22 protein-coding genes and 2 tRNA genes are annotated in these 26,472 nt (G+C 62.4%); 16 read left to right on the top strand and 8 right to left on the bottom strand.

What is annotated here, in order from left to right:
- Positions 1 to 40: 40 nt before the first annotated feature.
- From ACIQTW_RS05295 to ACIQTW_RS05285, 3 genes are read right to left on the bottom strand one after another with little or no spacing between them, the layout of a single operon-like run.
- A complete protein-coding gene (locus ACIQTW_RS05295; RefSeq protein WP_402934422.1) occupies positions 41 to 1,567 on the bottom strand; it encodes an APC family permease in 1,527 nt (508 codons plus the stop codon).
- Positions 1,564 to 2,769, bottom strand: a complete 1,206-nt coding sequence (locus ACIQTW_RS05290) for a glutathionylspermidine synthase family protein (RefSeq protein ID WP_017200211.1) — start codon at positions 2,767 to 2,769, stop codon at positions 1,564 to 1,566. Before ACIQTW_RS05290 ends, ACIQTW_RS05295 begins: the two co-directional genes overlap by 4 nt.
- Before the next feature lie 2 nt (positions 2,770 to 2,771).
- Complete coding sequence (locus ACIQTW_RS05285; RefSeq protein WP_402934419.1) at positions 2,772 to 3,509, bottom strand: Tat pathway signal protein; 738 nt, start codon at positions 3,507 to 3,509, stop codon at positions 2,772 to 2,774.
- Between the two features lie 152 nt (positions 3,510 to 3,661).
- Here ACIQTW_RS05285 and ACIQTW_RS05280 point away from each other — a divergent pair, with 152 nt between their 5' ends.
- The 9 genes from ACIQTW_RS05280 (at position 3,662) to ACIQTW_RS05240 (ending at position 12,695) form a co-directional block, all read left to right on the top strand.
- Positions 3,662 to 5,227: an ATP-binding protein gene (locus ACIQTW_RS05280; RefSeq protein ID WP_402934417.1), complete on the top strand. Its 1,566-nt coding sequence runs from the start codon at positions 3,662 to 3,664 to the stop codon at positions 5,225 to 5,227.
- Positions 5,224 to 5,898, top strand: a complete 675-nt coding sequence (locus tag ACIQTW_RS05275; protein ID WP_091469103.1) for a response regulator — start codon at positions 5,224 to 5,226, stop codon at positions 5,896 to 5,898. The genes ACIQTW_RS05280 and ACIQTW_RS05275 overlap by 4 nt, the downstream gene beginning before the upstream one ends.
- Positions 5,899 to 5,930: 32 nt before the next feature.
- Positions 5,931 to 6,587, top strand: a complete 657-nt coding sequence (locus ACIQTW_RS05270) for an MOSC domain-containing protein (protein WP_402934413.1) — start codon at positions 5,931 to 5,933, stop codon at positions 6,585 to 6,587.
- A gap of 395 nt (positions 6,588 to 6,982) precedes the next feature.
- Positions 6,983 to 9,148 (top strand): DEAD/DEAH box helicase, encoded by a 2,166-nt coding sequence (locus ACIQTW_RS05265; RefSeq protein ID WP_402934410.1) that lies wholly within the window; start codon positions 6,983 to 6,985, stop codon positions 9,146 to 9,148.
- A 214-nt stretch (positions 9,149 to 9,362) separates the two neighbouring features.
- On the top strand, positions 9,363 to 9,902 hold the full coding sequence (locus tag ACIQTW_RS05260) for a LysM peptidoglycan-binding domain-containing protein (protein ID WP_402934407.1): 540 nt from the start codon (positions 9,363 to 9,365) through the stop codon (positions 9,900 to 9,902).
- Positions 9,903 to 10,054: 152 nt separating this feature from the next.
- Positions 10,055 to 10,126: transfer RNA gene (locus tag ACIQTW_RS05255), tRNA-Thr, on the top strand.
- Between the two features lie 61 nt (positions 10,127 to 10,187).
- Positions 10,188 to 10,261, top strand: a tRNA-Met gene (locus tag ACIQTW_RS05250).
- Positions 10,262 to 10,326: 65 nt separating this feature from the next.
- A complete protein-coding gene (locus tag ACIQTW_RS05245) occupies positions 10,327 to 10,983 on the top strand; it encodes an NAD(P)-binding oxidoreductase (RefSeq protein ID WP_402934404.1) in 657 nt (218 codons plus the stop codon).
- A 140-nt stretch (positions 10,984 to 11,123) separates the two neighbouring features.
- A complete protein-coding gene (locus tag ACIQTW_RS05240) occupies positions 11,124 to 12,695 on the top strand; it encodes a Na+/H+ antiporter (protein WP_402934401.1) in 1,572 nt (523 codons plus the stop codon).
- 42 nt (positions 12,696 to 12,737) lie between these two features.
- On the opposite strand, the gene ACIQTW_RS05235 is transcribed toward ACIQTW_RS05240, so the two are convergent.
- The gene (locus ACIQTW_RS05235; protein ID WP_402934398.1) at positions 12,738 to 13,961 is read right to left on the bottom strand and encodes an ROK family protein; all 1,224 of its coding nucleotides are present in this window, start codon (positions 13,959 to 13,961) and stop codon (positions 12,738 to 12,740) included.
- Between the two features lie 239 nt (positions 13,962 to 14,200).
- On the opposite strand from ACIQTW_RS05235, the gene ACIQTW_RS05230 reads away from it, so the two are divergent.
- The 5 genes from ACIQTW_RS05230 (at position 14,201) to ACIQTW_RS05210 (ending at position 20,118) form a co-directional block, all read left to right on the top strand.
- The gene (locus ACIQTW_RS05230) at positions 14,201 to 15,490 is read left to right on the top strand and encodes an ABC transporter substrate-binding protein (RefSeq protein ID WP_402934396.1); all 1,290 of its coding nucleotides are present in this window, start codon (positions 14,201 to 14,203) and stop codon (positions 15,488 to 15,490) included.
- 24 nt (positions 15,491 to 15,514) lie between these two features.
- Positions 15,515 to 16,444 carry a carbohydrate ABC transporter permease gene (locus ACIQTW_RS05225; RefSeq protein ID WP_402934394.1) on the top strand — a complete coding sequence of 310 codons (930 nt, stop codon included), beginning with the start codon at positions 15,515 to 15,517 and terminating at the stop codon, positions 16,442 to 16,444.
- Positions 16,444 to 17,304: a carbohydrate ABC transporter permease gene (locus tag ACIQTW_RS05220; protein ID WP_402934391.1), complete on the top strand. Its 861-nt coding sequence runs from the start codon at positions 16,444 to 16,446 to the stop codon at positions 17,302 to 17,304. The genes ACIQTW_RS05225 and ACIQTW_RS05220 overlap by 1 nt, the downstream gene beginning before the upstream one ends.
- Positions 17,305 to 17,380: 76 nt before the next feature.
- Positions 17,381 to 19,135, top strand: a complete 1,755-nt coding sequence (locus ACIQTW_RS05215) for a glycoside hydrolase family 13 protein (RefSeq protein WP_402934389.1) — start codon at positions 17,381 to 17,383, stop codon at positions 19,133 to 19,135.
- A gap of 23 nt (positions 19,136 to 19,158) precedes the next feature.
- Positions 19,159 to 20,118 (top strand): aldo/keto reductase family oxidoreductase, encoded by a 960-nt coding sequence (locus ACIQTW_RS05210; RefSeq protein WP_402934386.1) that lies wholly within the window; start codon positions 19,159 to 19,161, stop codon positions 20,116 to 20,118.
- 96 nt (positions 20,119 to 20,214) lie between these two features.
- On the opposite strand, the gene ACIQTW_RS05205 is transcribed toward ACIQTW_RS05210, so the two are convergent.
- The 4 genes from ACIQTW_RS05205 to ACIQTW_RS05190 all read right to left on the bottom strand — a co-directional run bounded on the left by ACIQTW_RS05205 (position 20,215) and on the right by ACIQTW_RS05190 (position 24,084).
- On the bottom strand, positions 20,215 to 21,147 hold the full coding sequence (locus ACIQTW_RS05205; RefSeq protein ID WP_402934383.1) for a TauD/TfdA dioxygenase family protein: 933 nt from the start codon (positions 21,145 to 21,147) through the stop codon (positions 20,215 to 20,217).
- Positions 21,148 to 21,212: 65 nt separating this feature from the next.
- Entirely contained in the window at positions 21,213 to 22,160 is a 948-nt protein-coding gene (locus ACIQTW_RS05200) for an ABC transporter permease (RefSeq protein WP_402934380.1), read from the bottom strand.
- The gene (locus ACIQTW_RS05195) at positions 22,160 to 23,047 is read right to left on the bottom strand and encodes an ABC transporter ATP-binding protein (protein WP_402934377.1); all 888 of its coding nucleotides are present in this window, start codon (positions 23,045 to 23,047) and stop codon (positions 22,160 to 22,162) included. Before ACIQTW_RS05195 ends, ACIQTW_RS05200 begins: the two co-directional genes overlap by 1 nt.
- Before the next feature lie 2 nt (positions 23,048 to 23,049).
- The gene (locus ACIQTW_RS05190) at positions 23,050 to 24,084 is read right to left on the bottom strand and encodes an ABC transporter substrate-binding protein (protein ID WP_402934374.1); all 1,035 of its coding nucleotides are present in this window, start codon (positions 24,082 to 24,084) and stop codon (positions 23,050 to 23,052) included.
- Positions 24,085 to 24,462: 378 nt separating this feature from the next.
- Here ACIQTW_RS05190 and ACIQTW_RS05185 point away from each other — a divergent pair, with 378 nt between their 5' ends.
- Positions 24,463 to 25,326 (top strand): HpcH/HpaI aldolase/citrate lyase family protein, encoded by an 864-nt coding sequence (locus tag ACIQTW_RS05185; protein WP_402934371.1) that lies wholly within the window; start codon positions 24,463 to 24,465, stop codon positions 25,324 to 25,326.
- A gap of 2 nt (positions 25,327 to 25,328) precedes the next feature.
- Complete coding sequence (locus ACIQTW_RS05180; protein ID WP_402934368.1) at positions 25,329 to 26,249, top strand: DUF2797 domain-containing protein; 921 nt, start codon at positions 25,329 to 25,331, stop codon at positions 26,247 to 26,249.
- Positions 26,250 to 26,472 lie beyond the last annotated feature (223 nt).

Here is a 26,472-nt window from a genome sequence, read left to right as displayed (position 1 = left end):
CAGCATCCTAGGTGGCTAACCCGCCGGCCGGCAGCACAGCCTACTCGCCCCGGACCGCCCCAGCCTCTGCGCGTTCACCCGTGAAGTAGCCACGGGTGGAGGGTGCGAAGCGGCACACCACGGCCAAAACCACGCCCAGAGCCAGCAGCAGCACGCCACTGACGAACGCCCCGCCAATGCCGAAGATCTGCGTGTCGCCATACGCCGGATCCCACATCTGGACTGCGGAGATGAAGAACGCCACGGTGAGGGACAGTGCGCCGAGGAACGGCAGGATGCCGCGGAACCACAGGTTCCGCGCCGAGTCCCGGAGCGTAGAGCGGAAGAACCACACGCAGGAGAAGCCGGTTAGCGCGTAGTAGAACGCGATGAACAGGCTGATGGCGCTGATGGAGTCCGAGAGCAGGTTTTCGCTCAGGAAGCTCATGGCCACGTAGTACACCACGGCCACCGCACCCATCACCTGGGTGGAGAAGCCGGGAGTCATGAAGCGCTCGTGGACCTTACCGAATCGGGGCGGCAGCGCACCGTGGACGCCCATGGACAGGGTTCCGCGGGCGGTCGGGAGGATGGTTGTCTGTGTGGAGGACAGGACGGATGCGAGCACGGCCACGATGATCAGCCAGCCCCAAGGGCCCAACACGACGTCCTTCATGGCCAGGAAGACGTCGTCCTGGTTGGCTTCGTTGCCCAGCCCGATGCCGTCGGTACCGATCGTGGCGTACATCATCACCAGGAGGGCTACGGAAACGTAGATCGCCACCAGGACAGAGGCCGAAATCACGGCGCCACGACCGGGGGTCTTGGCCGGGTTTTCCGTCTCCTCGTTCAGCGCCAGGCACGTGTCCCAGCCCCAATAAATGAACAAGGCAAGCAGGACACCGTGGACCACGGCACCGGGATCGGCAAAGGCGCCGGCCGGGTTGAACCACTCGAAATCGAAGGCCTGCCCTTCAGGCGCTCCACCAGCGATCCGGAAGACGATGGCCACAGCGAAGATGCCCAACGAGATGTACTGGATATAGGTCAGGGTGCGCTGGACGTGCTCGCCCAGCCGGATGCCGCGATGGTTCACATACGTCATGAACACGATGAACAACACGCCCGTAGCCGTCACCAGCCACGTATTGTCGGCCAAGGAACCGTCCCCGATCAGCAACCACAGATACTTGCCCGCGATTTGAGCCAGGTTGGCCAGCACCACCACGCCCGCGAGCGCCACGCCCCAGCCGCCCAGCCAACCGGCCCACGGCCCGAAGGCTTTCCGGGCCCAGAAGAACGTAGTACCGCAATCGGGCATGGCGCTGTTGAGCTCACGGAAGGCGTAGGCAATGAACAACACCGGGATGAAGCCGAGGATCAGAATCAGGGGAGTGTAGTTGCCGTTGACCGCGACAATGAGGCCCAGCGTGGCGGCCAGCGAGTAGACGGGGGCGGTGGACGCAAGGCCCAGCATGACGGAGTCGCCCAGGTCAAGGATCCCGGCGTGGAGGCCTTTGGAAGGTACGACGGCGGTACGGTCGCCGCCCGCTGAGCCGCCACCCGGCGTCGAAATTTCAGTGCTCATAGTGCAGCTCCGTAGGAAGTAGCAGGGGGCGCGACAGGCGCCGGGGCGTCGATGGTGTTGGGGACAAAGCGGCAGAAGTAGTCCGTGATGGGTCCGTCGGATTCGCGGATGCCACAACCCACGGATTCGCCATCCACTACCCAGAGACCCAGTACTGGGTGGTTCCCGTCAAAGTCGGGGAGGGAGTGGTACTGCTGGAAGCACCAGCCTTCGCGTCCGTATCCACCCGGCTGCTGGATTTCGATGCCTGGGGCATGGATGCGGATGTTGTCGCCCTCACGTCCGTGCAGCGGCTTGGCCACCCATTCCTTGAGGGGACCTGGATCGCCGAGGTAGGCGGGAAGCAGGTTTTCGTGGTTGGGGTAGAGATGCCATAGCGCCGCCAGCAAGGCCTTATTGGACAGCAGCATCTTCCATGCCGGCTCAACCCAGCGCGGGTTGTGGGCGCGCTGGAGGAGGCGGTGTCCGAAAGGCTCCTTCATCATCAGTTCCCACGGGTACAGCTTGAACATGGTGCTGATCATGAAGTTGTCCAGGTCCACGAACCGGTTCAGGTTGGGGTCCCAGCCAATATCGGACATGTTGATGCCAATGGTGGTCCACCCGCCCTGGCTTGCGACATCCCGCATGTAGGCCGCTGTCATCCAGTCCTCGCCGGATTCCTCCGCCTCCGAGTGGGCAACGTGCAGGGTGCTCATGCCGGTACGGAACTGCAGCTTCTTCCACTGCCGGATCAGGGCCTCATGGATGCCGTTCCACTGGTCCTTCTCCGGGAAAACGTCCTGCAGCCAGAACCATTGGGCAACGGAGGCTTCGATCAGTCCGGTGGGGGTATCGGCGTTGTACTCCAGCATCTTGGCCGGACCGCCCTTGCCGTCATAGATGAAGTCGAACCGACCGTAGATGTCCATGTCGGCGGCCAGCAGTGATTCGCCGGCGAGTTCCAACGCCTGCTGCCCAATGCCGATATCGCCCATGGCCCCGGTGGCCAGGTACTTCGCGGCCTCCAAGCACATGATGTGCATGTCCTCGGCCGTCTTCTCGAGGGTTTCCACCTCGTCCATGGTGAATTCGTAGTACGCCGATTCGTTCCAGTATTCGATTTTCCGGCCATCGGGCATGGTGGTAGTGGAAAATACCAGGCCCTGTTCTTCGATCTTTTGCTTCCAGTCCGGCCTGGGCTCGGAGGGCAGTCGACGCACGCCTAGCCTCCCGAGCTTCCGCCGCTTTTGGAGCTGCTGCCGAAGCCGCCGCGGCTTACTGTGCCGCCCTTGGTGCTGTAACCCTTGGAAGTCTTGGCGTCCGTAGGCACGTTCTTGGTATAGCTCGGGTAGGAGCTGCGGTTCTGGCCCACGGCAGGCACGCTGGCTCCGCGTGAGTAGAAGTACCAGGCGTAGACACCTGAGCTTCGGCCCGCCGAGCTGCTGTTGTCGCACTGGTTGTCGTCAACGCGCTCGCCGGTTTCCTCATTGAAACAGACCTGCGCGTAATCAGCTTCCTTCTCGTTGCTGGCCACGATCGCGGTGATGGTTCCGGCCAGGAGGGCAGTGACACCGAGACCCACCACCACGGTGCGGCGCTGCGAGCGCTTTTTCTTCTTTGCTGCCTCGGCCTCACCGCGTTCGCGTTCTTTGGCGAAGGGATCGATCACGGGGAGGGGTTGGCCGGGCTGGGGTGCCCCGGTTGGGAATGCCCCGGGCTGCGGTGCCCCAGCAGGAGCTTTCTTCCTCTTCCCTGTGCTCCCGTTGCCGGGGCCGCTTTGCGCGGGGCCGCCTTGCGCCGGGTCGCTTTCCACAGGTGTGAACAGCTCAGGATGGAGTTCAGGTTTGGGTACCTGCCATGGAGGAGGCTTGGGCTGGTTGTTGCCCGCTCCGAAGTCGCCGTTGTTATCCCTGCCGCGGCCGTTGTTGCCGGCCGCGTCAGGGCTGTCTTTCGGGTCCATGTGTATCCCCCTGGATAGACCGTTGAAGTGTCCGGCGCCACGCCGGACCAGAATGCTCAGAGCAAGCCTAGTCCCTGTGCGCGGTGCAGGCACGGGTGACAGCCGTAAATGGGAAGAAGTCCCCATCTGCGGAACCGTGTAAGGATGTAGCCATGCCGGGACCAGAAGCACAAAGCAACGTCGACGACGGCGTGCTGCTGCGGCTTCCGCCGGTCCGCGGCATTGGCTCCGCCCGCGTCATCACTGGCCTGGTGTTGGCTGTCCTGCTGCCGCCCGGCATTGAACTCATGGTCACTGTCTTCGGATTCCGCAACTTCGCCATGATCATGCTGTTGCAACTGGCAGTAGCTGTTGCGGTGGCGGCCATCGGTGGTTTGTGGCCGGCAGTGGTGGCCGCGGTCCTGGGCAGCTTCCTCCTTAACTACTTCTCCGCCGACCCCGTTGGGTCCCTATCCATCGCTGATCCCACCACGTTGTTCACGTTGGTGGTTTTCCTTGCCGTGGCCTGTGGAGTGGCGCTCGCCGTGGGCCTGGCAAGCCGCCGCGCTCAGGAAGCGGCTCGCTCCGGGGCCGAGGCCACGGCCCTCAGTGGGCTCGCCCTGCAAATCCTTAGCTCGGATGGGAGCTTGGAATCGTTTCTTGAAAAAGTGCGGAGCAACCTGGGCATGGAGGCAGTAACGCTCCTGGGTTCGTGGGGCCAAGGTTCATCAGGTCAGACGCCCGGAGCCTCGGGTACGGCGTCAGCCGGTACCCAACCCGAGTTGCGTGTCCTGGCGAGTGCCGGCCCGAATCCGCCGTTGACCCATGCCGCCGCCGACCACACCGCCGTCGTCGATCCCCATTACACCCTGCTGTTGCGCGGCGGACCGTTATCAGCGCAACGCCAACGGATGTTGGCTGCGTTCGGGGCTTTCGTGGTGGCTGTCCGGGAGAGGCAGCAGCTGGTGAAGAGCCGGCGGGATAACGTGCGGTTGGCCGAGGGCAACAAGATGCGGACGTCCATCCTGCGCGCTGTGTCGCATGACCTTCGGACTCCCTTGGCCGGAATCAAGCTCGCTGTCAGCAGCTTGCGCCAGGAGGATGTGCATTTTCCGCCGGATGTTGAGCGCGAGTTGCTGGAGACCATCGAGGATTATGCGGACCGACTGGACCATTTGGTGGACAACCTCCTGGACATGTCCCGTATCACGGCGGACGCGGTCAACCCGCTGTTGACCGGAATTGTGTGGGCTGAGGTGCTGCCGCAGGCGCTAAGGGGAATTCCCCAAGAGCGTTTGCGCAATGAACTTGCGCCCAACCTTCCCCCGGTCCAGGCCGACGCCGGAATGCTCGAGCGGGTGGTGGCCAACATCGTGGAGAACGCCGTGAAGTACGCGCCTGACTCGGATGTGGTCCTCACTGCCCGTGCCGGCGCCGGCATTACCTTGGGGGACCGGCCCGCCAGCGAACTGAGGATCATCGATCACGGCAGCGGAGTCGGGCAGAAGGAAGTGGTGGATATTTTCCAACCGTTCCAGCGCTTTGGTGATTCACCGTCGCCATCGCTGTCGCCTGCGGTGGAAGGCAGGGCCAGTGCTGGTGGCGGGATTGGTTTGGGACTGGCTGTCGCGAAGGGTTTCAGCGAGGCCATGGGCGGCAGGCTCGCAGCGGAGCCGACGCCGGGTGGCGGGCTGACCATGGTGGTCACGTTGCCGCTGTGGACCGGGGGCCCGCAATGACGTTGGTGCTGATCGTCGAGGACGAAGCCCGTATCGCCAGGGCCATGCAGATCACCCTTCAGGCACATGGCTACCAAGCACTGACGGTGGGCAATGGCGCCGACGCCCTGCAAGCCGCTGCCAAGCAACCGGTGGAGATCGTGGTGCTGGACCTTGGCCTGCCGGACATGGACGGGGTGGAGATCATCAGACGCATCCGCGGCTGGAGCAGTATGCCCATCATTGTGCTGTCCGCCCGGCACGCCTCGGAGGACAAGGTTGAAGCGCTCGACGCCGGTGCGGACGACTACGTGACCAAGCCTTTCGGTTTGGATGAGCTGCTGGCGCGGTTGAGGGTCGCTTCGCGCCGGGTGGTGACCGAACATGAGGAACCAACGCTGGCCACCACGGACTTCATGGTTGACCTGGCGGGCAAGAAGATTCTCAAGGATGGCTCGGAAGTGCGCCTGACGCCCACCGAATGGAACATCCTGGAGTTGCTGGTCCGTAATAAGGGGAAGCTCGTGAGCCAGCAGCAGATCCTCACTCAGGTCTGGGGGCAGGCATACGCGAAGGAAACGCAGTACCTGCGCGTCTACATAGCCCAGCTGCGGCGAAAGCTGGAGCGGGATCCTGCCGAGCCCCGGCACCTGCACACGGAAGCCGGTATGGGCTACCGATTCGATCCTTAATCTTGGAGCTGCCCGTCCGTACACTGGTGACCATGAACACCGCATCCCTCCTCGCCGTCTGCCGTGTCCACCAGTTGCTGCCCGACCCCGATGGGAGTGTGGGAGTCACCGGCATGGACAAGCGTCCGGTGGAGGGGCCAGTCAAGGTTCACAAACTTGGGCTCCACGGGGATGTGCAGGCAAACAGGGTGGACCACGGTGGCGAAGACCAAGCCTTGTACGCATATTCGCAGGCGGATGCGGACTACTGGTCAGGTGAGTTGCAGCGGGAGTTGCCGGCTGGTGTCTTCGGGGAGAACCTTCGTGTGGCCGGAATCGAAACCACGGGCGCGGTCATCGGGGAACGCTGGAAGATCGGCCTGGATGTGGAGCTGGAAGTCACGTCCCCGCGCGTACCGTGCGCTACGTTCCAACGGGTGATCGGCGAATCTCAATGGGTGAAGCGTTTCACGCAGGCTGGCCGGGTTGGAACCTACCTCCGGGTGATCAAGACAGGCACCATTTCCGCCGGCGACCACATCCACCGCACCTTCGTCCCCAAACACGGCATTACTGTGGGGCAGTGGTTCAGCGAGCCCAGCCCTGAACTGGTGCAGATCCTGTTGGATGCGGACGCCGATGGGGAAATCCGTTTGCAGGAGGACTACCACCCGGTCTTCGAAAAGGTACTGCGGAGAAACGGGCTCTAGAAGCCCCGGTGGGGGAGCCTTGCGACCCGGTGTGAACAAGCTCACCCGGACTTCCCGGACTCTCAACTCGCGGTGATGGGCCTCCGTGCCCTACACTTGAAATATCCCCCACTCCGGAAATCCCTTTATCCTGCCCAATTCTTGAGGCAGGACTGGTAAGTGTTGGGGCCCGCAAATGTGTGCGGGCATTTTCATAGGGAGAGCCGGCTAAAGAAAACGCTGTACAGACTGCTGGGATAGCAGCCAAGAGATGCAGCGGGAAGTCCTGCCATGGGATTGCGATAGCGCCGGACTTCTTGCGAAAGCAGGGCACCTTTTCCTGTTTCTCGCGACGAGTAATGCGGCCAGCCCAACCGGGTCGCGCCGACTGCCCTATGGATGAGGAATTTCCCCCTATGACCGAAAATCTCAACGAAAACTTCGACGCCAACACTGCTGAGTCCGCTGATGTAGCAGAGACCTCCGCACCCGCCGAAGCTGAAGCACCGGCTGCTGCCGCTGCCCCCGTCGAGACCGCTGCAGCCGAGACTGCAGCACCCACCTTCACTGAAGCTCCTGCCCCCAAGGCAGAAGAAGAGGAAGAAGAAGGCGTCCGCTTCGTCGATCTTGGCATCGACGGACGCGTTCTGGCCGCCCTGCAGGACGTCGGCTACGAGAAGCCGTCCCCCATCCAGGCAGCCACCATCCCGCTGCTCCTCGAAGGCCGCGACGTAGTTGGCCTCGCCCAGACCGGTACCGGCAAGACCGCAGCTTTCGCTGTTCCCGCCCTGTCCCGCCTGGCCGAACTTCATGACCTTAACGGCCCGTCCCGCAAGACCCAGGCCCTGGTCCTGGCTCCGACGCGTGAACTGGCTCTCCAGGTTGCGGAGGCTTTCACCTCCTACGCCAAGCACATTGATGATTTCACCGTGCTCCCGGTTTACGGTGGCTCGGCTTACGGTCCCCAGCTCGCGGGCTTGCGCCGTGGCGCACAGGTTGTTGTCGGTACCCCCGGCCGCGTAATCGACCACATCGCCAAGGGTTCCCTGGACCTGTCCGAACTCCAGTACCTGGTGCTGGACGAAGCTGACGAGATGCTGCGCATGGGCTTTGCCGATGACGTAGAGCAGATCTTCCAGCAGACCCCGGAAACCCGCCAGGTTGCGCTGTTCTCTGCCACCATGCCGGGCCAGATCCGCCGCATGTCCAAGCAGTACCTGAACAACCCGGCCGAGATCTCGGTGAAGTCCAAGACCACCACCGGCGCCAACACCAAGCAGCGCTACCTTCAGGTCATGGGCCCGCACAAGCTGGACGCCCTGACCCGCATCCTCGAGGTTGAAGAATTCGACGGCGTTATCGCCTTCGTGCGCACCAAGATGGCTACCGAGGACCTGGCCGACAAGCTCAAGGCCCGCGGTTTCCAGGCTGCCGCCATCAACGGCGACATCCCGCAGCAGCAGCGCGAACGCACTGTGGACGCGCTGAAGGAAGGCCGCATCGACATCCTGGTTGCTACCGACGTCGCGGCCCGTGGCCTTGACGTTGAGCGCATCAGCCACGTGATCAACTACGACATCCCTCACGACACTGAGTCCTACGTGCACCGCATTGGCCGTACGGGCCGTGCAGGCCGTTCCGGCGATGCCATCCTGTTCATGACGCCGCGTGAAAAGTACTTGCTGCGCTCCATCGAAAAGGCCACGCGTCAGCCGGTGGAGCAGATGCACCTGCCTACCGCCGAGACCGTCAACACTCTTCGCCTGGGCAAGTTCGCCGAGCGCATCACCGAGACCCTCGAGTCCGAGGATGTTGCAGCGTTCCGCGACCTCATCTCCTCCTACGAAGAAGAGCACAACGTTCCGGCGTCGGAAATCGCTGCAGCCCTGGCCGTCATGGCCCAGGGTGGACAGCCGCTGCTGGTCAAGGAACTGCCTGCCGCTCCTGAGTACCAGAAGCGCGAGCGCTCCAAGGACGGCTTCGGTTCCCGTGGCCCGACCCGTGCACTGACCGAGGGCAACGCCACCTACCGGATCTCCGTGGGACGCCGCCAGCGCGTCATGCCGGGCTCCATCGTTGGTGCAATTGCCAACGAAGGCGGTATCTCGTCCGCACAGATCGGCGGCATCGACATCCGCTCGGACCACTCCCTGGTGGAGCTCCCGGCAGACCTGAGCCCCGAGCAGCTGCGCGCACTGTCCCGCACCCGCATCGGTGGCGAACTGATCAACCTCGAGCTGGATAACGGCCGCAGGCCCAGCGGCGACCGTGGCAGCTACCAGGGTGGCGGCGCTGGTGGACGTGGTGGCTACGGCGACCGCGAAAACCGTGGCGGCGGAAACTTCAAGGGTGCCGGTGGCTTCAAGAAGGACTTCCGCAAGTCCGACGGCGAGCGTACCTCCGCTGACCGCGGCGGCCGCTCCTACAGCGACCGCTCTGAGCGCACCGCAGGCAGCTTCGGCGACCGCGATCGCGGACAGGCCAGCGGTTCACGCTTCGGCGGTCACGGTGACGGCGCACGCAAGCCCCGCAGCGGCGGCGAAGGCGGACACCGCGATTTCAACCGCAAGGGCAAGTGGTAAACACTGCCTTGGTGATCATCACTAAGTAGTTCCCGTCAGGGGGTCGGCTTTCGAGCCGGCCCCCTGACGCGTTTAACGCTTCACGCCTGGCCTTGTTCGCTTTTCCGGCCCTTCTGCGGCGGGAGTCCCGAACGACACCGGGTTCCATGGGGACGGGCTCGGCCGTACGATCGAGGCACGGCTGAACGCAAGCAGAAAATCGGGAGGGTGCTCCATGGGATTGCTGGATAACGTGAAGAAGAACCTGGGCTTCGGTGGCAAGGGCGCTGGTGAAAGGGGCGGGGCAGCTCCTGTAGACCATGCCGAAGCGAACCAGGCTGAAGTGAACCAGGCTGAAGTGAAGCATGGTGCGGTAGACCGGAGTGCGGCGAGCCAGGCAGCGGAGGATGCTGCCGCTGTCGAGGTTTCCGCTGCGGATACGGCCGCTGCGGAGGCTGCTGCCGCACAGGCAGCCCAGCAGCAGGCAGCTGCGGACGCCGCAGCAGCTCAGGAGGCCGAGCAAGAGGGCTTGGAACCTGAGGCCCCGGAGGTTCAGCCGCAGGCGCAGGAGGCCGCCTCAGAGGCCGCTGCAGGGACCGGCCAGCCGGGGCCGGTGGCACCGCGGGTCACAGAGGTGGTGGTGGAGCAGGGAGACACCATGAGTGGAATCGCTGCGCAGTACGGCGTGGACCTCGGAGCGTTCATCGCCACCAACGCAGATACGGTACCCAATCCGGACCGGATCTACCCTGGGCAGGTGCTCCGGCTGCCCTGATTCGATCCGCCAAAAGCGCTGACGGCGGTTGCCGGCGGTGCGAAATATAGATCAGGAAGTTCGCGTCTTCGCAAATTGTGTCGGCGCTGTTTTTCCGCGTTTTTTCACCGATTTGTAGCTTCCGAAAACGTCCGGTAGAGTATTTACTCGTTGCCCCCCTAGCTCAGTGGTAGAGCGCGTTCTTGGTAAGAACGAGGTCACCGGATCGATTCCGGTGGGGGGCTCTGGATGAGGGCCTGTGTCAAGGCGGTTTTGACCGGCTTGACACAGGTTTTTCTCATTCGTGGCGGTGTAGCTCAGTTGGTTAGAGCGCACGACTCATAATCGTGAGGTCGGGAGATCGAGCCTCCCCACCGCTACAGAGCAAGACCCCGCAGCATTCGCCTGCGGGGTCTTTTTTCGTTCAGTGGGACAGAATGGGTCCATGAGCCGAATCGCAATCATAGGCGGCCACGGGAAAGTGGCCCTGCATCTGTCCCGCATTCTTAGTGGCGAAGGTCACGACGTCACATCCTTCATCCGAAATCCCGATCATGTGGCAGATGTCACGGAGACCGGCGCAAATGCTGAGGTGCTGGACGTGGAAAATTCGACGACGGCGGAACTCGCCCAGGCGTTCAAGGGCCACGACGCCGTGGTCTGGTCGGCCGGCGCCGGCGGAGGCAATCCTGCCAGGACCTACGCCGTGGATCGTGACGCAGCCATCCGCTCGATGGATGCGGCGGCCGAGGCCGGCGTCAAGCGATACGTGATGGTGTCCTACATCGGAGCCGCCAAAGATCACGGCGTCCCGGAAGACCACCCGTTCTTCGCTTATGCCGAGGCCAAAGCGGCGGCCGACGAATACCTGCGGGGCACTGACCTGGACTGGACCGTCCTGGGCCCGGGAACTTTGACGAACGAGCCTGCGACCGGGCTGATCGAAACGGATCCAGCCAACCCCGGCAATGGCACGGAGACCTCTAGGGCCAACGTTGCCTTGGTGACAGCGGCCGTCTTGGAACTGCCGGGGACCATTCACCGGACCATCACGTTCAAGGATGGTACCGACGATGTTGTGGACGCCCTGACGGAGGACTGATACAGCGCTGTTGATTCAATCGCTGCTAATACAAGCGTTGCCTGTTCGCCGGGATAGGCCTGTGCACCGGGATATGTTGGTAGGGAACTTTTTCGGCTTCGCCTGGGGAAGTGCCGTGCAACTTCAGGGGAAGCAGGAAAATGGATCAGTTGGCGCTCATTGTCGGGTTGCTGCTTGCAACGGTTGTGGCAGTGGGCTTGGGGGACAGGCTTCGGCTTCCCTACCCGGTCCTGATGCTGCTCCTGGCTGTTGCGCTCACTTTCATTCCCGGCTTCCCCGAGTTTGAGATCTCGCCTGAACTGATCCTCCCCATCTTCCTTCCGCCCCTGCTTTTCGCAACGGCGCAGAAGAGTTCCTGGGCGGTTTTCCGTGTGCGTTGGCGGACACTGCTGCTGATGGCCGTAGCCCTGGTGGTGGTGTCCACGGCAGTGGTGGCTGGCGCTGCGTGGCTCATGATTCCGGGCATCGGTATCCCGGCTGCCATTGCCTTGGGTGCCATGGTGGCCCCGCCGGACCCCGTTGCCGTGGAGTCCGTGGCGGGCCGCGTGCACATGCCGCGCCGGCTCATCACGGTCCTCCAGAGCGAGGGCCTCTTCAACGACGCCGCGGCAATTGTGATCTTCCAGGCAGCAGTGGCAGCAACAATGTCCGGCAAGGAGGTGGGGCCGGAAGTTATTCCGCAGTTCGTCATTGGCGCTGCGCTGGCTGTTCTGATTGGCATCGCGATGGGCTGGTTGACCAAGTTCATCACCAAGCTGGTTACCTCCATGGTTGCCCGTAGCGCAGTGACCTTGGTGGTTCCTTTTGCCGCCTATATTCTCGCGGAAGAGCTGCACGCCTCAGGTGTGGTGGCCGTCGTCGTCACCGCCCTGGAACTGCAGCGTCATACGCGGCCGCAGGACGCTGCAGAGCGGATTACGCGCACCGCCTTCTGGGACGTGGTGGAGCTGCTGGCCACCGGGCTGGCCTTTGGGCTGGTGGGGCTGGAGATCCGTCACGTCATCCGCGATGAAGGTACTGCCATTTTCGGGATGATCGGCATGGCCGTAGTGATCTGCGTCCTGGTATTCGTGGTGCGCTTCCTCTGGCTGGGCCTCCTCGCCCTCACTGCGCGTAGGCGCAGAAACCTGTTGCAACCGACGTCGCCCAAGGAAGTGCTGATCCTGACATGGTGCGGCATGCGCGGCCTGGCCACCCTGGCCCTTGCTTTGGCCCTCCCCATGACCTTGCCGGATGGCAGCGACTTCCCGGCCCGTCACGAGATCCTGGTGATTGCCTGCGCGGTGCTCCTGGCCACCTTGGTCCTCCCCGGGCTCACGCTGCCGTGGCTCATGCGCGTCCTGGATGCGACGGAGGACGGATCACATGAGCAGGACGCGGCCAAGGTCCTTGCCAAGCGGGCCCAGTCGGCTGCCGTGGCTGCTTTGAAAGACCATGACCTCATGAAGGAGCTCCCTGCCGAGAAGGTGGCCTTGGTCAAGGAAAAGATGCGCCGCCTCCATGCCGAGCTATTGGATGGCACGCTGCAGAACGAATCCGTTGCTGAGAAGCGCAAGCGTGGTCGGGAACTGTCCATCGCAGTGCAGACCATCGCCCTCGATGCCGCCCGCCAGGAAGTGGTGGCAGCCCGCAACGAGCCAGGGACCGATCCGGAAGTGGCTGACAGGGTCCTGCGGCAACTGGACCTGCGGACAATGTCCATGCCGGAATAGGGCCGGCGCCGGGATCAGCCCCGGAAGAGGTGCAACCCCTGATCAGCCGGCGGCAACTTGCTTTGACAGTGAGGCCGGATAGAGATCCAGTGCATTCTCTTCCACGTAGTCCAACGCGTGGCGGATCGCGCCGAGGGACACAATGCCATCTCCCAGGGCTGATGTTGCCAGGCGTGGGGGAGTGAAGGTGAAGTCGGGCACCTGCTTTTCCATGGCCGGGATCAGGGTCTGTGCAGAATCCGCGACGGCTCCGGCAATAACCACCAGCTCGGGATTGACCAACGTACTGATGGAGCCGACCACTCGGGCCATGCGGTGCGCCATACGGTCCATGATCTTGTGGGCTGCGCGGTCGCCTTCTTTTGCCGCCCTGAAAACCATCTCTGCCGTCAGGGCTTCGGGATCACCACCGCACAGTTCCCGCAGTTTAGTTTCCGCGCCGGAATCGAGGGCTTCCCGGCCCCATAAGGTTGCGTAGTGGGCAATGCCGTATGTGTCGCCCACACCGTCCACGTTGTCCAGGTATCCCAGTTCCCCGAAACCACCAACCTGCCCGTGGAGCAAACGGCCGGATTCGAGGATGCCGGACCCCAAACGGTCGCCGGCGAGCATGACTACCAGATTGTCGACTCCCTGTGCGCTGCCCTGCCAGCGTTCTGCGAGGGCTGCGAGGTTGGCGTCGTTTTCCAAGAGTACGTGCCAACCGTGGCGCTCGGACACGATCTTGCGGACATCGAACGATTTCCAGAATTCCTGTGCCCTGAGGACCTCGCCTGCGCGGCTGACCGGGGCAGCGACGCCAACAGACACGGCTAGGACTGAGTCGGCATATACGCCCGCCTTTTCCAAGGCCTCTGCCGCGATGCTGTCCAGCACGTCTACGCGTTCCTTGGCCGGGACGTTGTAGGCGCGGAAAGGCATCGTGACCTGGGACAAGGGCGTACCGGCCATGTCGGCCACAATCGCTGTGATCTTGTTGGCACCTATGTCAATGCCGATCACGCTGGCCGCGCTGTCGTCAAAAGCGAAGCGCCGCGCAGGCCTGCCCTTGACGTAATCACCGGCTCCTCGCTGGTTCTCCAATTCCTGAAGCCAGCCGAGCCGGACCAGTTCGTCGCAGATCGAAATGACGGTGGCTCGTGAGAGCCCGGTGGCGGCCATCAGCTCGGTGCCGGTGACGATGCCGGCGCCGCGCATGGCTTTGAGCATGGCGCTGGCGTTGACCCTGCGAACCAGTTGCGTTGACGGTGCGGTCCCGGTCTGCATTCGGAGCTCCCACTTTTCAGCCGCCCTATCGGAGTGATAGAGCGGTCTCTCTAAATTTAGTACATAAATTTAGATGACGACGCATTTCGCGAAACTCTTGACCCTGTGGCGGGCATCACTCAACATGGTTAGCGATAGGACATAAATTTAGCTCCTATCTAAACTTCGGGTGGCGATGCGCATGGTGCGCCGCACGATGGGAATGCGGCCACTGAGGTCCGCAAGACGAAAGGGCTACGGTGTCTGTGAAATCGACACGCAGGAAACGCTTTGCAGCAATAGGGCTGGGCATGGCACTGCTCGCAGGCCTGCTCTCCGGCTGCACCGGGGACTCGGGTAGTAGCGGGGATTCGGACAAAGAGACGATCCGCTTCACGTTCAGCAAACGGGAAGCCATCGGGTTCATGACCAAACTTGTTGCCGACTACAACGCGTCCCAGGACGAAACCGAGGTGGTACTCGACACTTCCGGCGTCGACGTCGTGTCCGCAAGTTTCGTTCGCGGCAATCCGCCGGACATCGCCCTTGCTAACTACAACATGGAAACGTCCCGGTTCGTCCAGCGAGGAGCGTTGAGCGACTTGTCAGGGACGGAGGCAGCATCCCGCATTCGCGAGGACCTCCGTCCGCTCATGGAACAGTACGGTTCGTATCCCGGCCGGACCAGTGCGCTGCCGTATTCGGTCATGGCGTCCTCCGTGATCTACAACAAGGAAATCTTCGCTGCCAACAACATCGCCGTGCCTACCACCTGGAGCGAATTGATCGCAGCGTGTGAAGCCCTCAAGGCCGCTGGAGTAACACCGTTTTACGCCACTTGGAAGGATGACTGGACCATCGCCCAAGGGTGGTTTGACTACTCGGTAGGCGGCCAAGTGGACACCCTTGACTTCTTCAAGAAGCTCGAAGCTGAAGGTGTGGATGTTGGGCCGGAGTCTTCAGTTTCATTCCAGAAGGATTTTGAACAGCCCGTCCAGAAGATGTTGACGCTGGCAAAGAGCTACGTTAACAAGGACGCTGCGAGCCGGGCGTACGGCGACGGCAACCTGGCGTTCTCACAGGGCAAAGCTGCGATGTATCTGCAAGGTCCGTGGGCCTTCAGCGAAATCGCCAAGACAGCCCCCGACCTGAAGCTCGGAACCTTTCCGCTGCCGATGACAGAGGACCCCAAGGACTTGCGCGTTCGCGTCAACGTGGACCTCGCGGCCTGGATCCCGGAGGCCTCCAAGCATAAGGACGCTGCGCGTGGCTTCCTCGAGTATTTGTATCGGCCCGAGGTGATTGATGCCTACAACAAATCGCAACTGGGTTTCACGCCCACCAAGGAAACCGAAAACGTCCCGGACCCCCGGATTGAGGGAATGGTGGAGTACTACGACGACGGCAAGGTTTATCAGGGTCCCTCGGTGCTCGTTCCCCGCACCATCCCCATCATGAACTACACGCAGGCAATCGTGTTCGGCGCGCCCCCTGCATCCACCCTCCGCACCCTCGACGCAGATTGGGCGCGCCTGGCGTTCCGCCAGTAGTGCAGACCATAGGGAGTCAGCTACATGTCCACCATCACCACCCCCACAACATCCAAGCAGGGCCTTCAAAAGCAGGATCGCCAAGCCCCGCGCAGCAGGCGGCGCGTTGAACCGATCTTCTACCTTTTCCTGGTGCCCAGCCTCATTCTGTTTACGCTGGCCATCACGATTCCGGGCATCATGGGCATCTTCTTCAGTTTCACGAACTCCATTGGAATCGGTGACTGGGAGTTCATCGGCCTAACCAACTACATTGCGATCTTCAGTGATCCGGCGATCCTGCAGAGTTACCTCTTCACTTTCGGATTCTCCATCGTCACAGTGATCGCGGTGAACGTGATCGCCTTCCTTCTAGCTGTCGGGCTCACCGCGCGAATCCGGATGAAGTCGGCACTCCGGACCATTTTTGTCATCCCCATGGTGGTTTCCGGCATCATCATCGCCTACGTCTTCAACTTCCTGTTTTCGAACTCGCTGCCGTCCCTCGGCGCTGCGGCAGGAATTCCATGGCTGGAAAGCAGCCTGCTGGCCAATCCCGACCTCGCATGGATCGCGATCGTACTGGTCACAGCGTGGCAGGCAGTCCCCGGGGCTCTGCTCATTTACATTGCGGGCCTGGTTGCGGTGCCCGGGGATGTGTACGAGGCCGCGGAAATCGACGGGGCGAGCAAATCCCAGCAGCTTCTGAAGATCACGCTTCCGCTGGTGGCCGGTTACGTGGTCATCAATATCATTCTCGGGTTCAAGGGCTTCCTCAATGCTTACGACATCATCGTCGGGCTAACGAACGGAGGCCCGGGGACATCTACCCGGAGCATCGCGATGACTGTCATATCCGGTTTCAACGGCGGCGACTACGCCTATCAGATGGCCAACGCGACGATCTTCTTCGTGGTCGCCATCCTCATCTCTCTCGTACAGCTCTCGCTGACTCGCGGACGGAATGCACTGTAATGACCAACCAACTGATGACCAAAAAATCCAGCTCCAAAGTTGAACGCGTCAACTGGCCGGCAACCACAGTCCTCGTTCTTTGTGCAGTGACTGTGCTTCTTCCCCTGTACGTCACCGTCTCCATGGCTTTCAAGACCCAGGGGCAGGCGGTGGATGGCAATGCATTCTCCTTCCCTGCACCCTTTAGCCTCGAGGGTTTCGTCCAGGCCTGGACCCTCACCAACTTCCCGGTGGGGGCCGCGATGTCGTTGTTGGTGACGGCGGGGACCGTCCTTGCCACGATCATCCTGGCCGCCTTCGCCTCCTACGCGATCGTGCGGAATTGGGAACGGAGGCTGTTCAGGTACTCGTTCTTCTACCTTCTGGGGGCCATGTTCATCCCCTTCCCTGTGGTTGCGCTGCCCCAGATCCAGCTCACCGGCCGCCTTGGCCTGGAAAACCCGTTCGGCGTGATCCTTCTGGCCACCATGTTCCAGCTAAGTTTCAGCGTCCTGCTCTTCACCGCATTCCTCCGTTCGATCCCGATGGAACTGGAAGAGAGCGCCAGGATAGACGGCGCAACAACCTGGCAGACCTTCTGGAAACTGATTTTTCCGCTGCTGGCACCGATGAGCGCAACCGTGGGGATCTTCGCGTTCCTCTACGCATGGAATGACTTCATGATGCCGTCGCTGATTATTTCCGATCCGGCAATGCAGACGCTTCCTGTGCGGCAGAACCTTTTCCAAACGCAGTTCAGCAACAACTACCACGTGTCCTTCGCCTCTTACCTGATGGCGATGGCGCCGGCGATCGTTGCTTACCTGTTTACGCAGCGCTGGGTCATGGCCGGCGTGACACAAGGTGCCGTTAAGGGCTAGCCGTTGTTGACCTTCCCGGACCGGCGTTTCATACTGGTCCGGAAGATAAATTTAGATTCTAAATCAAAGGAGTTTCGTGAGCACTTCCGCCACTCAGGCACACCGCACCGACGCCCACCGCATGTCCGATCCGAATTGGTGGCGCCAAGCGGCCGTCTACCAGATCTACCCGCGCAGCTTCCACGACGCGAACGGTGACGGGCTCGGAGACATCAAGGGCATCACTGCCAAAGTCCCGTACCTGAAGGAGCTGGGGATCGACGCCGTCTGGCTGAGCCCCTTCTACCCGTCGGCGCTCGCGGACGGCGGCTACGACGTGGACGACTACCGCAATGTGGACCCTAAACTGGGGACCCTTGAGGACTTCGACGAGATGGCCGCCGCCCTGCATGCTGCGGGCATCAAGATCGTGGTGGACATCGTTCCCAACCACTCCTCCGACCGCCACGAGTGGTTCAAGGAAGCGCTGGCCTCACCCAAGGGCTCCGCGGCACGCGAGCGCTACATCTTCCGCGACGGCCGGGGCGAAAACGGCGAGCTGCCGCCGTCGGACTGGGACTCTGTCTTCGGCGGACCCATCTGGGAGCGGATCACCGAACCTGACGGCACGCCCGGACAGTGGTACCTGCACATCTTCGCCAAGGAGCAGCCGGACTTCAACTGGGAGAACCCGGAGGTCCGCGAAGACTTCCTGAAGACCCTGCGCTTCTGGTCGGATCGCGGCGTGGACGGTTTCCGCATTGACGTTGCCCACGGCATGGCCAAGGATCTTTCCGAACCGCTGCCCATGAAGGCTGACCTGGAAGCCAAGGCCCACGGTACGGACGGCTTCACCGACGGTTCGCACCCCTTCTGGGACCGCGACGAAGTCCACGAGGTCTACGCCGAGTGGCGCAAACTCTTCAACGAGTACAACCCTCCGCGCACTGCCGTCGCCGAGGCCTGGGTCCACGAGTCCCGCCGCTCGCGCTACGCCAGCCCTGAAGGACTGGGCCAGGCCTTCAACTTCGACCTCCTGCAATCCGACTACGACGCTGCCTCTTTCCGGAAGATCATCACGGACAACCTTGTAGCGGCCAAGGAATCGGGAGCATCCTCCACGTGGGTCTTCTCCAACCACGACGTCGTCCGCCACGCCACCCGTTACGGCCTGCCCAAGGGCGGTTCCGTAGCGCAGGGAACCAATGCGGCGCAGGACATCACCGGCGGCAAGCCCAAGGGCCAGGACGGCAAGGGGTGGCTGCTGGCCGGCGCGCCGGCGGAAGAGCTCGACGTCGAACTTGGCTTGCGTCGTGCACGCGCCGCGACGCTCTTGCTGCTTGCGCTCCCTGGTTCTGCCTACCTCTACCAGGGTGAAGAGCTTGGGCTGCGTGAAGTCTCGGAAATTCCTGATTCTGAACGCCAGGACCCGTCCTTCTTCCGGAACCCCGGCGTCGAGATTGGCCGTGACGGTTGCCGTGTGCCGCTGCCGTGGACCGCAGAAGGTGCTTCCTTCGGATTCGGCGCGGGCAAAGCACACCTCCCGCAGCCGGAGTGGTTCAAGGACTACGCAGTCTCCAGGCAGGAGGGCGTGGAAGGTTCCACCCTTGAGCTCTACCGCAAGGCTCTGGGCTTGCGCAGCGAACTCCAAACCGACGAGGAACTTGAGTGGGTGGAAACCGGCAACCAGGATGTGCTGCACTTCAGCCGTCCTGATGGCTGGCACACGGTGACCAACTTCGGCAGCGAGCCTGTGGAGCTTCCGGAAGGAACCGTTGTGGTTACCAGCGCACCGCTGGAGGATGGCATGCTGCCTTCCGACACCACCGCCTGGATTGTCACCAACGCGTAAGCGCTGGGGACAATACTGAAGTTATGACGAATGTGAACGGGCGGGGACGCCTCATTTACGGCTGCATGGGACTCGGCGGCCCTTGGGACGGCACGTCCTACGGGCCTTCGGAGATCGATCAGGCAGCCGCGGTGATTGAAGCTGCGCAGGGGATTGGCATTGAGCTTTTCGACCATGCGGATATCTATCGCAGCGGAAAGTCCGAGGCCGTCTTTGGGGAAGTCCTCGCCCGTTCGCAGGGTCTGCGAGACAAGATCCAGCTTCAGACCAAATGCGGGATCAGGCTGGGGGAGCGCGGACTGGAGACGCACTACGACCTAAGCCGTGTCGCCATCCTTGAACGGGTCAATGAAAGCCTGAAGCGGCTCCAAACGGACTACGTGGACGTGCTGCTCCTGCACCGGCCCGATCCGTTAATGGACCCGCGGGAGGTGGCGGACGCCGTCGGACAGCTCATGGCGGAAGGCAAGGTGCGGCAGTTGGGTGTGTCCAACATGTCCGGCGCCCAGATCGCGTTCCTGCAGGACGAGTTGGAGGCGCCCATCGTGGCGAACCAGCTGGAAATGAGCCTGCTTCGCCGGGGCTGGCTGGAGAGTACCGTGCTGGTCAACCATGCGGAGAATCTGGAATACAGCTTTCCGCACGGGACTCTTGAGCACTGCATGGCCAAGGGAATCGAACTGCAGGCATACGGGTCGTTGGCCCAAGGGCGCTATACAGGTGCGCCGTCCGCGGAGCATTCGCCGGCTGAGTCGGCCACCGCGGACATGCTTGAAAACTTGGCGGGGGAGAAGAACACCACGCCGGAGTCGGTACTGCTGGGCTGGCTCATGAAGCACCCGGCCAGGATCTCGCCGGTAGTGGGAACCACCAATCCTGCCCGAATTGCTGCCTGCGCCGATGCCGCCTCCGTGGCTGCCGACATGACGCGTGCCGAGTGGTATGGCCTGTGGGTGGCAGCGCGGGGAAACAACATCCCCTAACACCGGTTTTAACCCATCTGAGTCGCAGTTGAGGCCGTTTCCAACGCTCAGAACGGCCTCAACTGCGACTCAGTTGGGTGCGAACAGCAACACATACTACGAGGCGCTGCTGATCGGAGCCACCACGGAGTAGGTGCTTGAGTCACCCTGCAAGGCCTGGCTCGGCTTGCCATCGATGCTCACCGGAATGTCGCCCGCGATGGTCACGCGGTTGAGCTTGCGGGGCTGGCCGTCGTAGTTGTCCGGTGCGTAGTGCTGCGTGATGCGGTTATCGAAAAGGACCACCTGGTTGGGCTCCCAATTCACCCTGACCACGTTCTCCGGCCGCGTCACGTAAGCCTGCAGCAGGCGGATGATGTCCTTGGATTCCGTGTTGGACAAGCCCACGATCCTGAGCCGCTGCGCGAAGCCCCCAATAAACAATCCGCGCTCGCCGGTCAAAGGGTGGACCCGCACCACGGGGTGGGCGGTTTCGAACTTCAGCCGGGTGAATTCCTTGCGTCGTTCTTCCGCGTTGGAGTGCTCAAGGTTCTTGGGCACCGAGTAGTCGTAGTCGTTGGTGTGGATGGCCCACAGGGTGTCCGCGAAGTTCCGCAACTCCTCCGGGAGGTCCTGGTACGCCCCGGCCGAGGACGCGATCAGGGTCTCGCCGCCGTAGGCGGGAAGATCGATGCTGCGCAGCGTGGACGCCTGCGGCGGGTTGACCACGAAGGTGACGTCCGTGTGCCAGTTGTTGGCCGAGCCATTCTCACTGTCCACGGGCAGGACATTCTCTTCGCCGTCAACCGAAGCGACCGTCGGGTGCGCTTTGGTGAGCGGGCCGAAGTGGTTGGCGAACTTCACCTGGGCTTCATCCGTGAGGATGTTGGCCTCGCGGAAAACAAGTGCCTTGTGCTCGTTCAGCGCAGCCCGGATCTGCGCAACAGTTTCCTGACTCAGGTCGCCGCTGATATCCAGGCCCCGGATCTCGGCGCCGATGCGTGAGCCGAGTTTGGCGAACTCGAGTTTGGTTTCGGTAATGACGGTCATGACGTTTTCCTTACTTGTTGTGATGGATCTTGTTGTGATGGTTGCGGCAGGTGCCGCGGGGTGGGTCAGGAAGCGGCAGCGCCAACAGCGGTCCGCCAGCGGGAGAAGTGCTTTTCAAGGGCAACCAAAAGGAAGTTCACGCCGAGCCCCAGCAAGGACACCGTGAGAATGCCTGCGTACATGTCCGGGATGAGAAAACTGCTCTGCGCATTCACGATCAGGTAACCCAGTCCAGCCTTGGCTCCCACCATTTCAGCGGCGATCAGTACCAGGATGGAGGCGGTGCCAGCCATACGGATGCCCGTGAAGATCGTGGGCACGGCAGACGGGAGAATGACCTTCTGGAAGAGCCTGAAGCTGTTAAGACCTAAGGACCGAGCGGCCCTGATCAGCAGGGGGTCCACCGTCTTCACGCCGGCAATGGTGTTGAGGAGCACCGGGAAGAACGCCGCGTACGCCACGATGCTGATCTTGGATTCCTCACCAATGCCCAGCAGCAGCGTAAACACGGGCAGCAAGGCAAGAGCGGCAGTGTTCCGGAACAATTCCAGCAACGGGTTCAGGACTGAGTTCAGGCGTCCGTACCAGGCAATGAGCAGGCCCAGCGACACACCCGCCACCAATGCCGCGCCGAAGCCAGTCACGGACCGGGTGAGGCTGGCCGCGATGTGGCCCTGGATGGTCCCTGCTTCGAAGAGCTTGCCCCAGGCCAACAGCACTTCATGCAGCGGCGGAAGGAACACCCTGGTGGACGGGCTTGCCAAATACGTGGGTCCAAGCTCCCACAGCGTCAGGAAAGCCAGGACCGCTGCGGACTTCCACAGACCCGACCCCAAGGCGCCGGCGACGCGTCGCGCCAGGCCAGGTGCCGGCGTCGAACGCTCTTCAGTTGCCGCCTGAGCATCGAAAGCCGCCTGAGTATCTGAAGGCTCGACGGCGGCGCCTGGGTCAGACACCGTACCCGCCTTGGACGCTGCGGCGGCAGTTTCGGCTTGAGTGAGTGTGGTGGTCATCAGGCGGCGCTCCTTTCGGTAATGGTTGCCGGTTCGTCCGGTGCGCTGCCGTCAGGCAGGATCTTGCGGTGCCCGGCGTCCTGCGCCCGGCGGACTTCATCGTGCAGGAGCGTCCACACCTGGTGGCGGTGCTCCACAAAGGCGTGGTTGGAACGGATGTCTTCGTCGCCGTCGCGGTCCGGGATATCAATTTCCACGATTTCCTTGAGCCGGCCGGGGCGGGCGCTCAGCACAGCAACGCGCTCGCCGAGGTACACAGCTTCGTCGATGCCGTGCGTGATGAAGACGATGGTCTTGCCGGTGGCCTTCCAGATCCTGAGGAGCTCATCCTGAAGCTGCTCGCGGGTCTGGGCGTCCAAGGCTGCGAACGGCTCATCCATCAGCAGCACATCCGGCTCGTAGGCGAGGCTTCGGGCGATGGCGACGCGCTGCTTCATGCCGCCCGAGAGTTCGTGAGGGTAGCGATCCTCGAAGCCGGCAAGCCCCACCAGGGCCAGGTATTCGCTGGCTTTAGCGGCGCGTTCGCGGCGGTTCAGCTTCTTGCCGTCGGGGCCCGCACCTTCGAGCCCGATGGAGACGTTGGCCGACGCCGTCCGCCACGGGAACAACGCATACTGCTGGAACACCACGGCGCGGTCCTTGCCCGGCCCTGTGACGGCTTTGCCATCCACCAGGACTTCACCGGAAGTCGGGGTGGAGAGCCCGGCCAGGAGGTCCAGGAGTGTGGTCTTGCCTGAGCCGCTTGGCCCAACCAGGGTAAGGAATTCGCCGTCGTGAACGTCCAGGCTCAAAGAATCTATGGCGGTGAGACGGGTGGCACTTGTGGTTTTAGTGGCCCGGACCGTGAATTCCTTGGTGACGTTCCGGAGGCTGATTTTGGCGGTCATGGCTATCCCTTCGCTGCAGCGAGCTCGTTGAACTCGTTCGTGTAGTACTTGGAAGGCGTGAGTTTGTCCTTGACGATTCCCGACGAGTTCAGCCAGGCCTCCCAGCGGGTGAAGTCCTCATCCTTGATCACGCCGTTGTCCGGAACGCCGGGGCTTTTCCAGAACTTCAGGTTGGCTGTGCTCTCATTGCGACCACGGTTCTCGATGATTTTGGTGTAGCGCGCAATGACCTCATCGCGGGGCGTTTCAGTGGCCCACTTGAGTGCTTTTGCAATGGCCGTGGTGAAGGTCCGGGTGGTGGTGGGGTTCTTCTCGATGAAGTCGTTGCGGAGAACAATCTGGCCGCCGGCGAACGTGCCAAACAGCTCGTAGTCGTTGAACAGCGACCTCAACCCGCCGGCCTCGATGGCCCTGTCCTGCAGGACGCCCCCCAATGTTCCGACGTCCACTTGTCCGCGACGAATGGCTTCTTCTGTGTCATTCGGCGCGAGTGGCACCAATTGGACTTGCTTGATCTCGTCCTGGCTGAGCCCGTTCTTTGTCAGGTAGGTGTTGATCACGGCTTCATGGTGGGCGCCGAGGGTGTTGACGGCGATCTTCTTGCCGATCAGGTCCCGCGGTTCCTTGATGGCGCTGTCCGCCTTCACGTAGTAGCCGCTGAAGTTCTTCTCATCGGCACCGTAGTAGTTGATGACGCCCTTTACGGGCGCTCCGGCTTCGATGAGCTTGGTGACGGCGCCGGTGAAGGCGCCACCAAAATCGGTCTGGTTTGTGGCCGCAGACTGGATGTCCTGGGGGCCGCTGGTGGTGTTTCCCACCCACTTCAGCTTGACGTCGCCCAGGTATCCAAGGTCTTCTGCAAGTTCCGGGAAGGTGACCTGGTTGGCCCAGCCTTGGTACCGGAGTTCCGTAATTTCGTTGCCGGACTTGCTGGATTCGTTCGATTGCCCGGCTTCGGCTGCACCGCCGCAGCCGGACACCGTCAGCGCTAGTACGACGGCGGCCGCGACGCTCAGCAGGGGCAGGTGCAGTTTCATGGGAGCTACTTTCGATGGGTTGTGATGTTGTTGGGTGGCCGGCTTGCGCAAGGGCTTGGGGGCCTTGCAGCGGCTTGGGATCGATGTAAGCCCATTCCGACGCCGGCTGGGAAGTGCAGCGGTAACCCTCGGAAACGCTGCGAAACAGCCCGAAACGGAACGAAATCCGGGGCCATTCCCAGCAACCCTGGGACACAAAGACGCAGTGTTTAGCCCTGTGAACAACAGCGACAGGTGGGCCGGATATGACTGGCGCGTACCGCCGTCGGGCGTTCATACTGCGGGACCCCACAGTCATATGGGGTTTAGTTCGTATTGATCCTCACAACCGGGCGGAAATCTTCGCTGTGCGGGGTGCCGGACGGATACGGTAGATACATGACGTCTAGCATCGCCGCCGAATCAGTTCGGCCTACCCGCAATATTCCCGCCGACATCGCCCGTTCCTGGCTCCTTGTGAATGCCATGAAGACGGAGCTTTTTGACGAATCCGCGGGTTCACGGGCAGACGCCATCATCCTTGACATCGAAGACGCCGTTGACCCTTCCCAGAAGGACATCGCCCGCGAGAATGTCATCAACTGGTTGACCGCCGGCGGCAAGGCATGGGTCCGCATCAATGACGCCACCAGCCCGTTCTGGGCCGATGACCTCGCAGGATTGCGCGGCACCCCGGGCTTGCTCGGCGTCATGCTCGCCAAGACCGAGTCCGCTGACCAGGTCACCGAGTCCTACCACCGCATGGACGGCAAGACTCCCGTGGTCGCACTGGTTGAGTCCGCCCTCGGCATTGAGGAAGCCAACCACATTGCCCGTGCACAGGGTGCTTTCCGTCTTGCTTTCGGCTCCGGCGACTTCCGCCGCGATACCGGCATGGCGGCTACGCCGGAGGCCATGGCCTACCCACGCGCAAAGCTCGTCGTCGCCAGCCGCGTTGGTAACCTGCCGGGCCCCATCGACGGCCCCACCGTGGGCACCAACCACCCCATCCTGCGCGAGCAGACGGGCATCACCGTGACCATGGGCATGACCGGCAAGCTCTGCCTGGCCATCGACCAGACCACCGTGATCAACGAAGTCATCAGCCCCACGCCTTCGGACGTCGCCTGGGCCACGGACTTCATGAATGACTTCGAGGCCAACGGCCGTGTCATCCGCGATGGTTCCGACCTCCCGCGCCTGGGCCGTGCTGAGAAGATCATGAAGCTGGCAGTGGCCTTCGGAGTCCAGCCTTCCCTGTAAGCATGCTTGTTCACGGGGTCGCTTGGGACACTTCGTTCCCTTCGCTGCGAATGTTCACGCCGGACGCGGAATTCAGTGACGTTGCGTTGGCCCGGGGTTCAACCCTGGGCCTGCGCGTTATCCCCGGCTTATGGTGCCTTGGACATACCAAAGTCCACGGCCCCGGGGATCGGACACATGTCCCGTGCCGCAGCGGTTCTCCAGCCGAGCGTGGGAAGCAATGCGGGGCCTGCTTTGCGCGGGATGACTCCAGGCTGATGCACGACTTCCACCGCGGCACCTCCGTTCCCACCGGTCTGCGCGCCTACTTGATGCAACCCCACTGGCTCTACGTGGCCACGTTCGGGAACGGCGCCACCAAAGTCGGGACGGCCTCTGCTCCGCGCAAGTGGAATCGGCTCGCCGAACAGGGTGCTGTGCACGCCTCCTATGTGGCGCACGCCGAGGACGGCCGCGTCGTTCGTGTTCTCGAGGACCTGGTGACCCGCGAGCTCGGTCTCGTCCAACAAGTCCGTTCGGCAGCCAAGGCCGCAGGACTCGTGGAGCCGCGTGCCGGCGTCGAGCTTTTGGCGCTGAACCGCCAGCACGCGGGCCGGGTGCGCGAGCTGCTGGGTGGCTTGGCGATGGCCGGTTACGCGGTTGTGGAGGAAGAGTGGGAACGGCCACCGTTGGCGGAGCAGCTCTGTGTTGCCGGCGCCGAAGGAGCGCGTCGCCATCCGTACCCGGCAACGTTCGACGGCGGCGGGCACGGTTTGCGGATCCACTCCCTCTCCGGGGCGATCGCCTTGGCGGGCCTCCCGGACGCTGCCGGTAACGAGGTAGAGGGCAGCTTCGTGGCAGACCTGGGTGCTTTGAAGGGCCGCAAGATCGAGTTCGGCCCGCACACCACGGAAATCCCGGCGTTACAGGACTCCTTGTTCTAATTGGTTGTGAGGCCCGCTTTGCGGGGTATTTCGGGGTTTTAGGGTGCAGAGCAGGCCTCGCATCGCCCCCCTTTTTCGTTGTGAGGCCCGCTTTGCGGGGTATTTCGGGGTTTTGGGGTGCAGAGTAGGCCTCGCATCGCCCCCCTTTTTCGTTGTGAGGCCCGCTTTGCGGGGTATTTCGGGGTTTTGGGGTGCAGAGTAGGCCTCGCATCGCCCCCCTTCT

Source organism: Paenarthrobacter sp. NPDC090517 (genome assembly GCF_044769165.1).
Lineage (GTDB): Bacteria > Actinomycetota > Actinomycetes > Actinomycetales > Micrococcaceae > Arthrobacter.
Note: the sequence above shows the minus strand (reverse complement) of the source record. Positions and strands in the feature narration are given on the sequence as shown.

Excerpts from the sequence above, each read along its gene's own strand:
- ACIQTW_RS05235 (WP_402934398.1), bottom strand. The coding sequence starts at position 13,961 with ATGCAGACCGGGACCGCACCGTCAACGCAACTGGTTCGCAGGGTCAAC.
- ACIQTW_RS05260 (WP_402934407.1), top strand. The coding sequence starts at position 9,363 with ATGGGATTGCTGGATAACGTGAAGAAGAACCTGGGCTTCGGTGGCAAG.
- ACIQTW_RS05265 (WP_402934410.1), top strand. The coding sequence starts at position 6,983 with ATGACCGAAAATCTCAACGAAAACTTCGACGCCAACACTGCTGAGTCC.
- ACIQTW_RS05180 (WP_402934368.1), top strand. The coding sequence starts at position 25,329 with ATGCTTGTTCACGGGGTCGCTTGGGACACTTCGTTCCCTTCGCTGCGA.
- ACIQTW_RS05280 (WP_402934417.1), top strand. The coding sequence starts at position 3,662 with ATGCCGGGACCAGAAGCACAAAGCAACGTCGACGACGGCGTGCTGCTG.
- ACIQTW_RS05285 (WP_402934419.1), bottom strand. The coding sequence starts at position 3,509 with ATGGACCCGAAAGACAGCCCTGACGCGGCCGGCAACAACGGCCGCGGC.
- ACIQTW_RS05295 (WP_402934422.1), bottom strand. The coding sequence starts at position 1,567 with ATGAGCACTGAAATTTCGACGCCGGGTGGCGGCTCAGCGGGCGGCGAC.
- ACIQTW_RS05220 (WP_402934391.1), top strand. The coding sequence starts at position 16,444 with ATGACCAACCAACTGATGACCAAAAAATCCAGCTCCAAAGTTGAACGC.
- ACIQTW_RS05190 (WP_402934374.1), bottom strand. The coding sequence starts at position 24,084 with ATGAAACTGCACCTGCCCCTGCTGAGCGTCGCGGCCGCCGTCGTACTA.
- ACIQTW_RS05275 (WP_091469103.1), top strand. The coding sequence starts at position 5,224 with ATGACGTTGGTGCTGATCGTCGAGGACGAAGCCCGTATCGCCAGGGCC.
- ACIQTW_RS05210 (WP_402934386.1), top strand. The coding sequence starts at position 19,159 with ATGACGAATGTGAACGGGCGGGGACGCCTCATTTACGGCTGCATGGGA.
- ACIQTW_RS05225 (WP_402934394.1), top strand. The coding sequence starts at position 15,515 with ATGTCCACCATCACCACCCCCACAACATCCAAGCAGGGCCTTCAAAAG.
- ACIQTW_RS05185 (WP_402934371.1), top strand. The coding sequence starts at position 24,463 with ATGACGTCTAGCATCGCCGCCGAATCAGTTCGGCCTACCCGCAATATT.
- ACIQTW_RS05245 (WP_402934404.1), top strand. The coding sequence starts at position 10,327 with ATGAGCCGAATCGCAATCATAGGCGGCCACGGGAAAGTGGCCCTGCAT.
- ACIQTW_RS05205 (WP_402934383.1), bottom strand. The coding sequence starts at position 21,147 with ATGACCGTCATTACCGAAACCAAACTCGAGTTCGCCAAACTCGGCTCA.
- ACIQTW_RS05195 (WP_402934377.1), bottom strand. The coding sequence starts at position 23,047 with ATGACCGCCAAAATCAGCCTCCGGAACGTCACCAAGGAATTCACGGTC.
- ACIQTW_RS05240 (WP_402934401.1), top strand. The coding sequence starts at position 11,124 with ATGGATCAGTTGGCGCTCATTGTCGGGTTGCTGCTTGCAACGGTTGTG.
- ACIQTW_RS05200 (WP_402934380.1), bottom strand. The coding sequence starts at position 22,160 with ATGACCACCACACTCACTCAAGCCGAAACTGCCGCCGCAGCGTCCAAG.
- ACIQTW_RS05270 (WP_402934413.1), top strand. The coding sequence starts at position 5,931 with ATGAACACCGCATCCCTCCTCGCCGTCTGCCGTGTCCACCAGTTGCTG.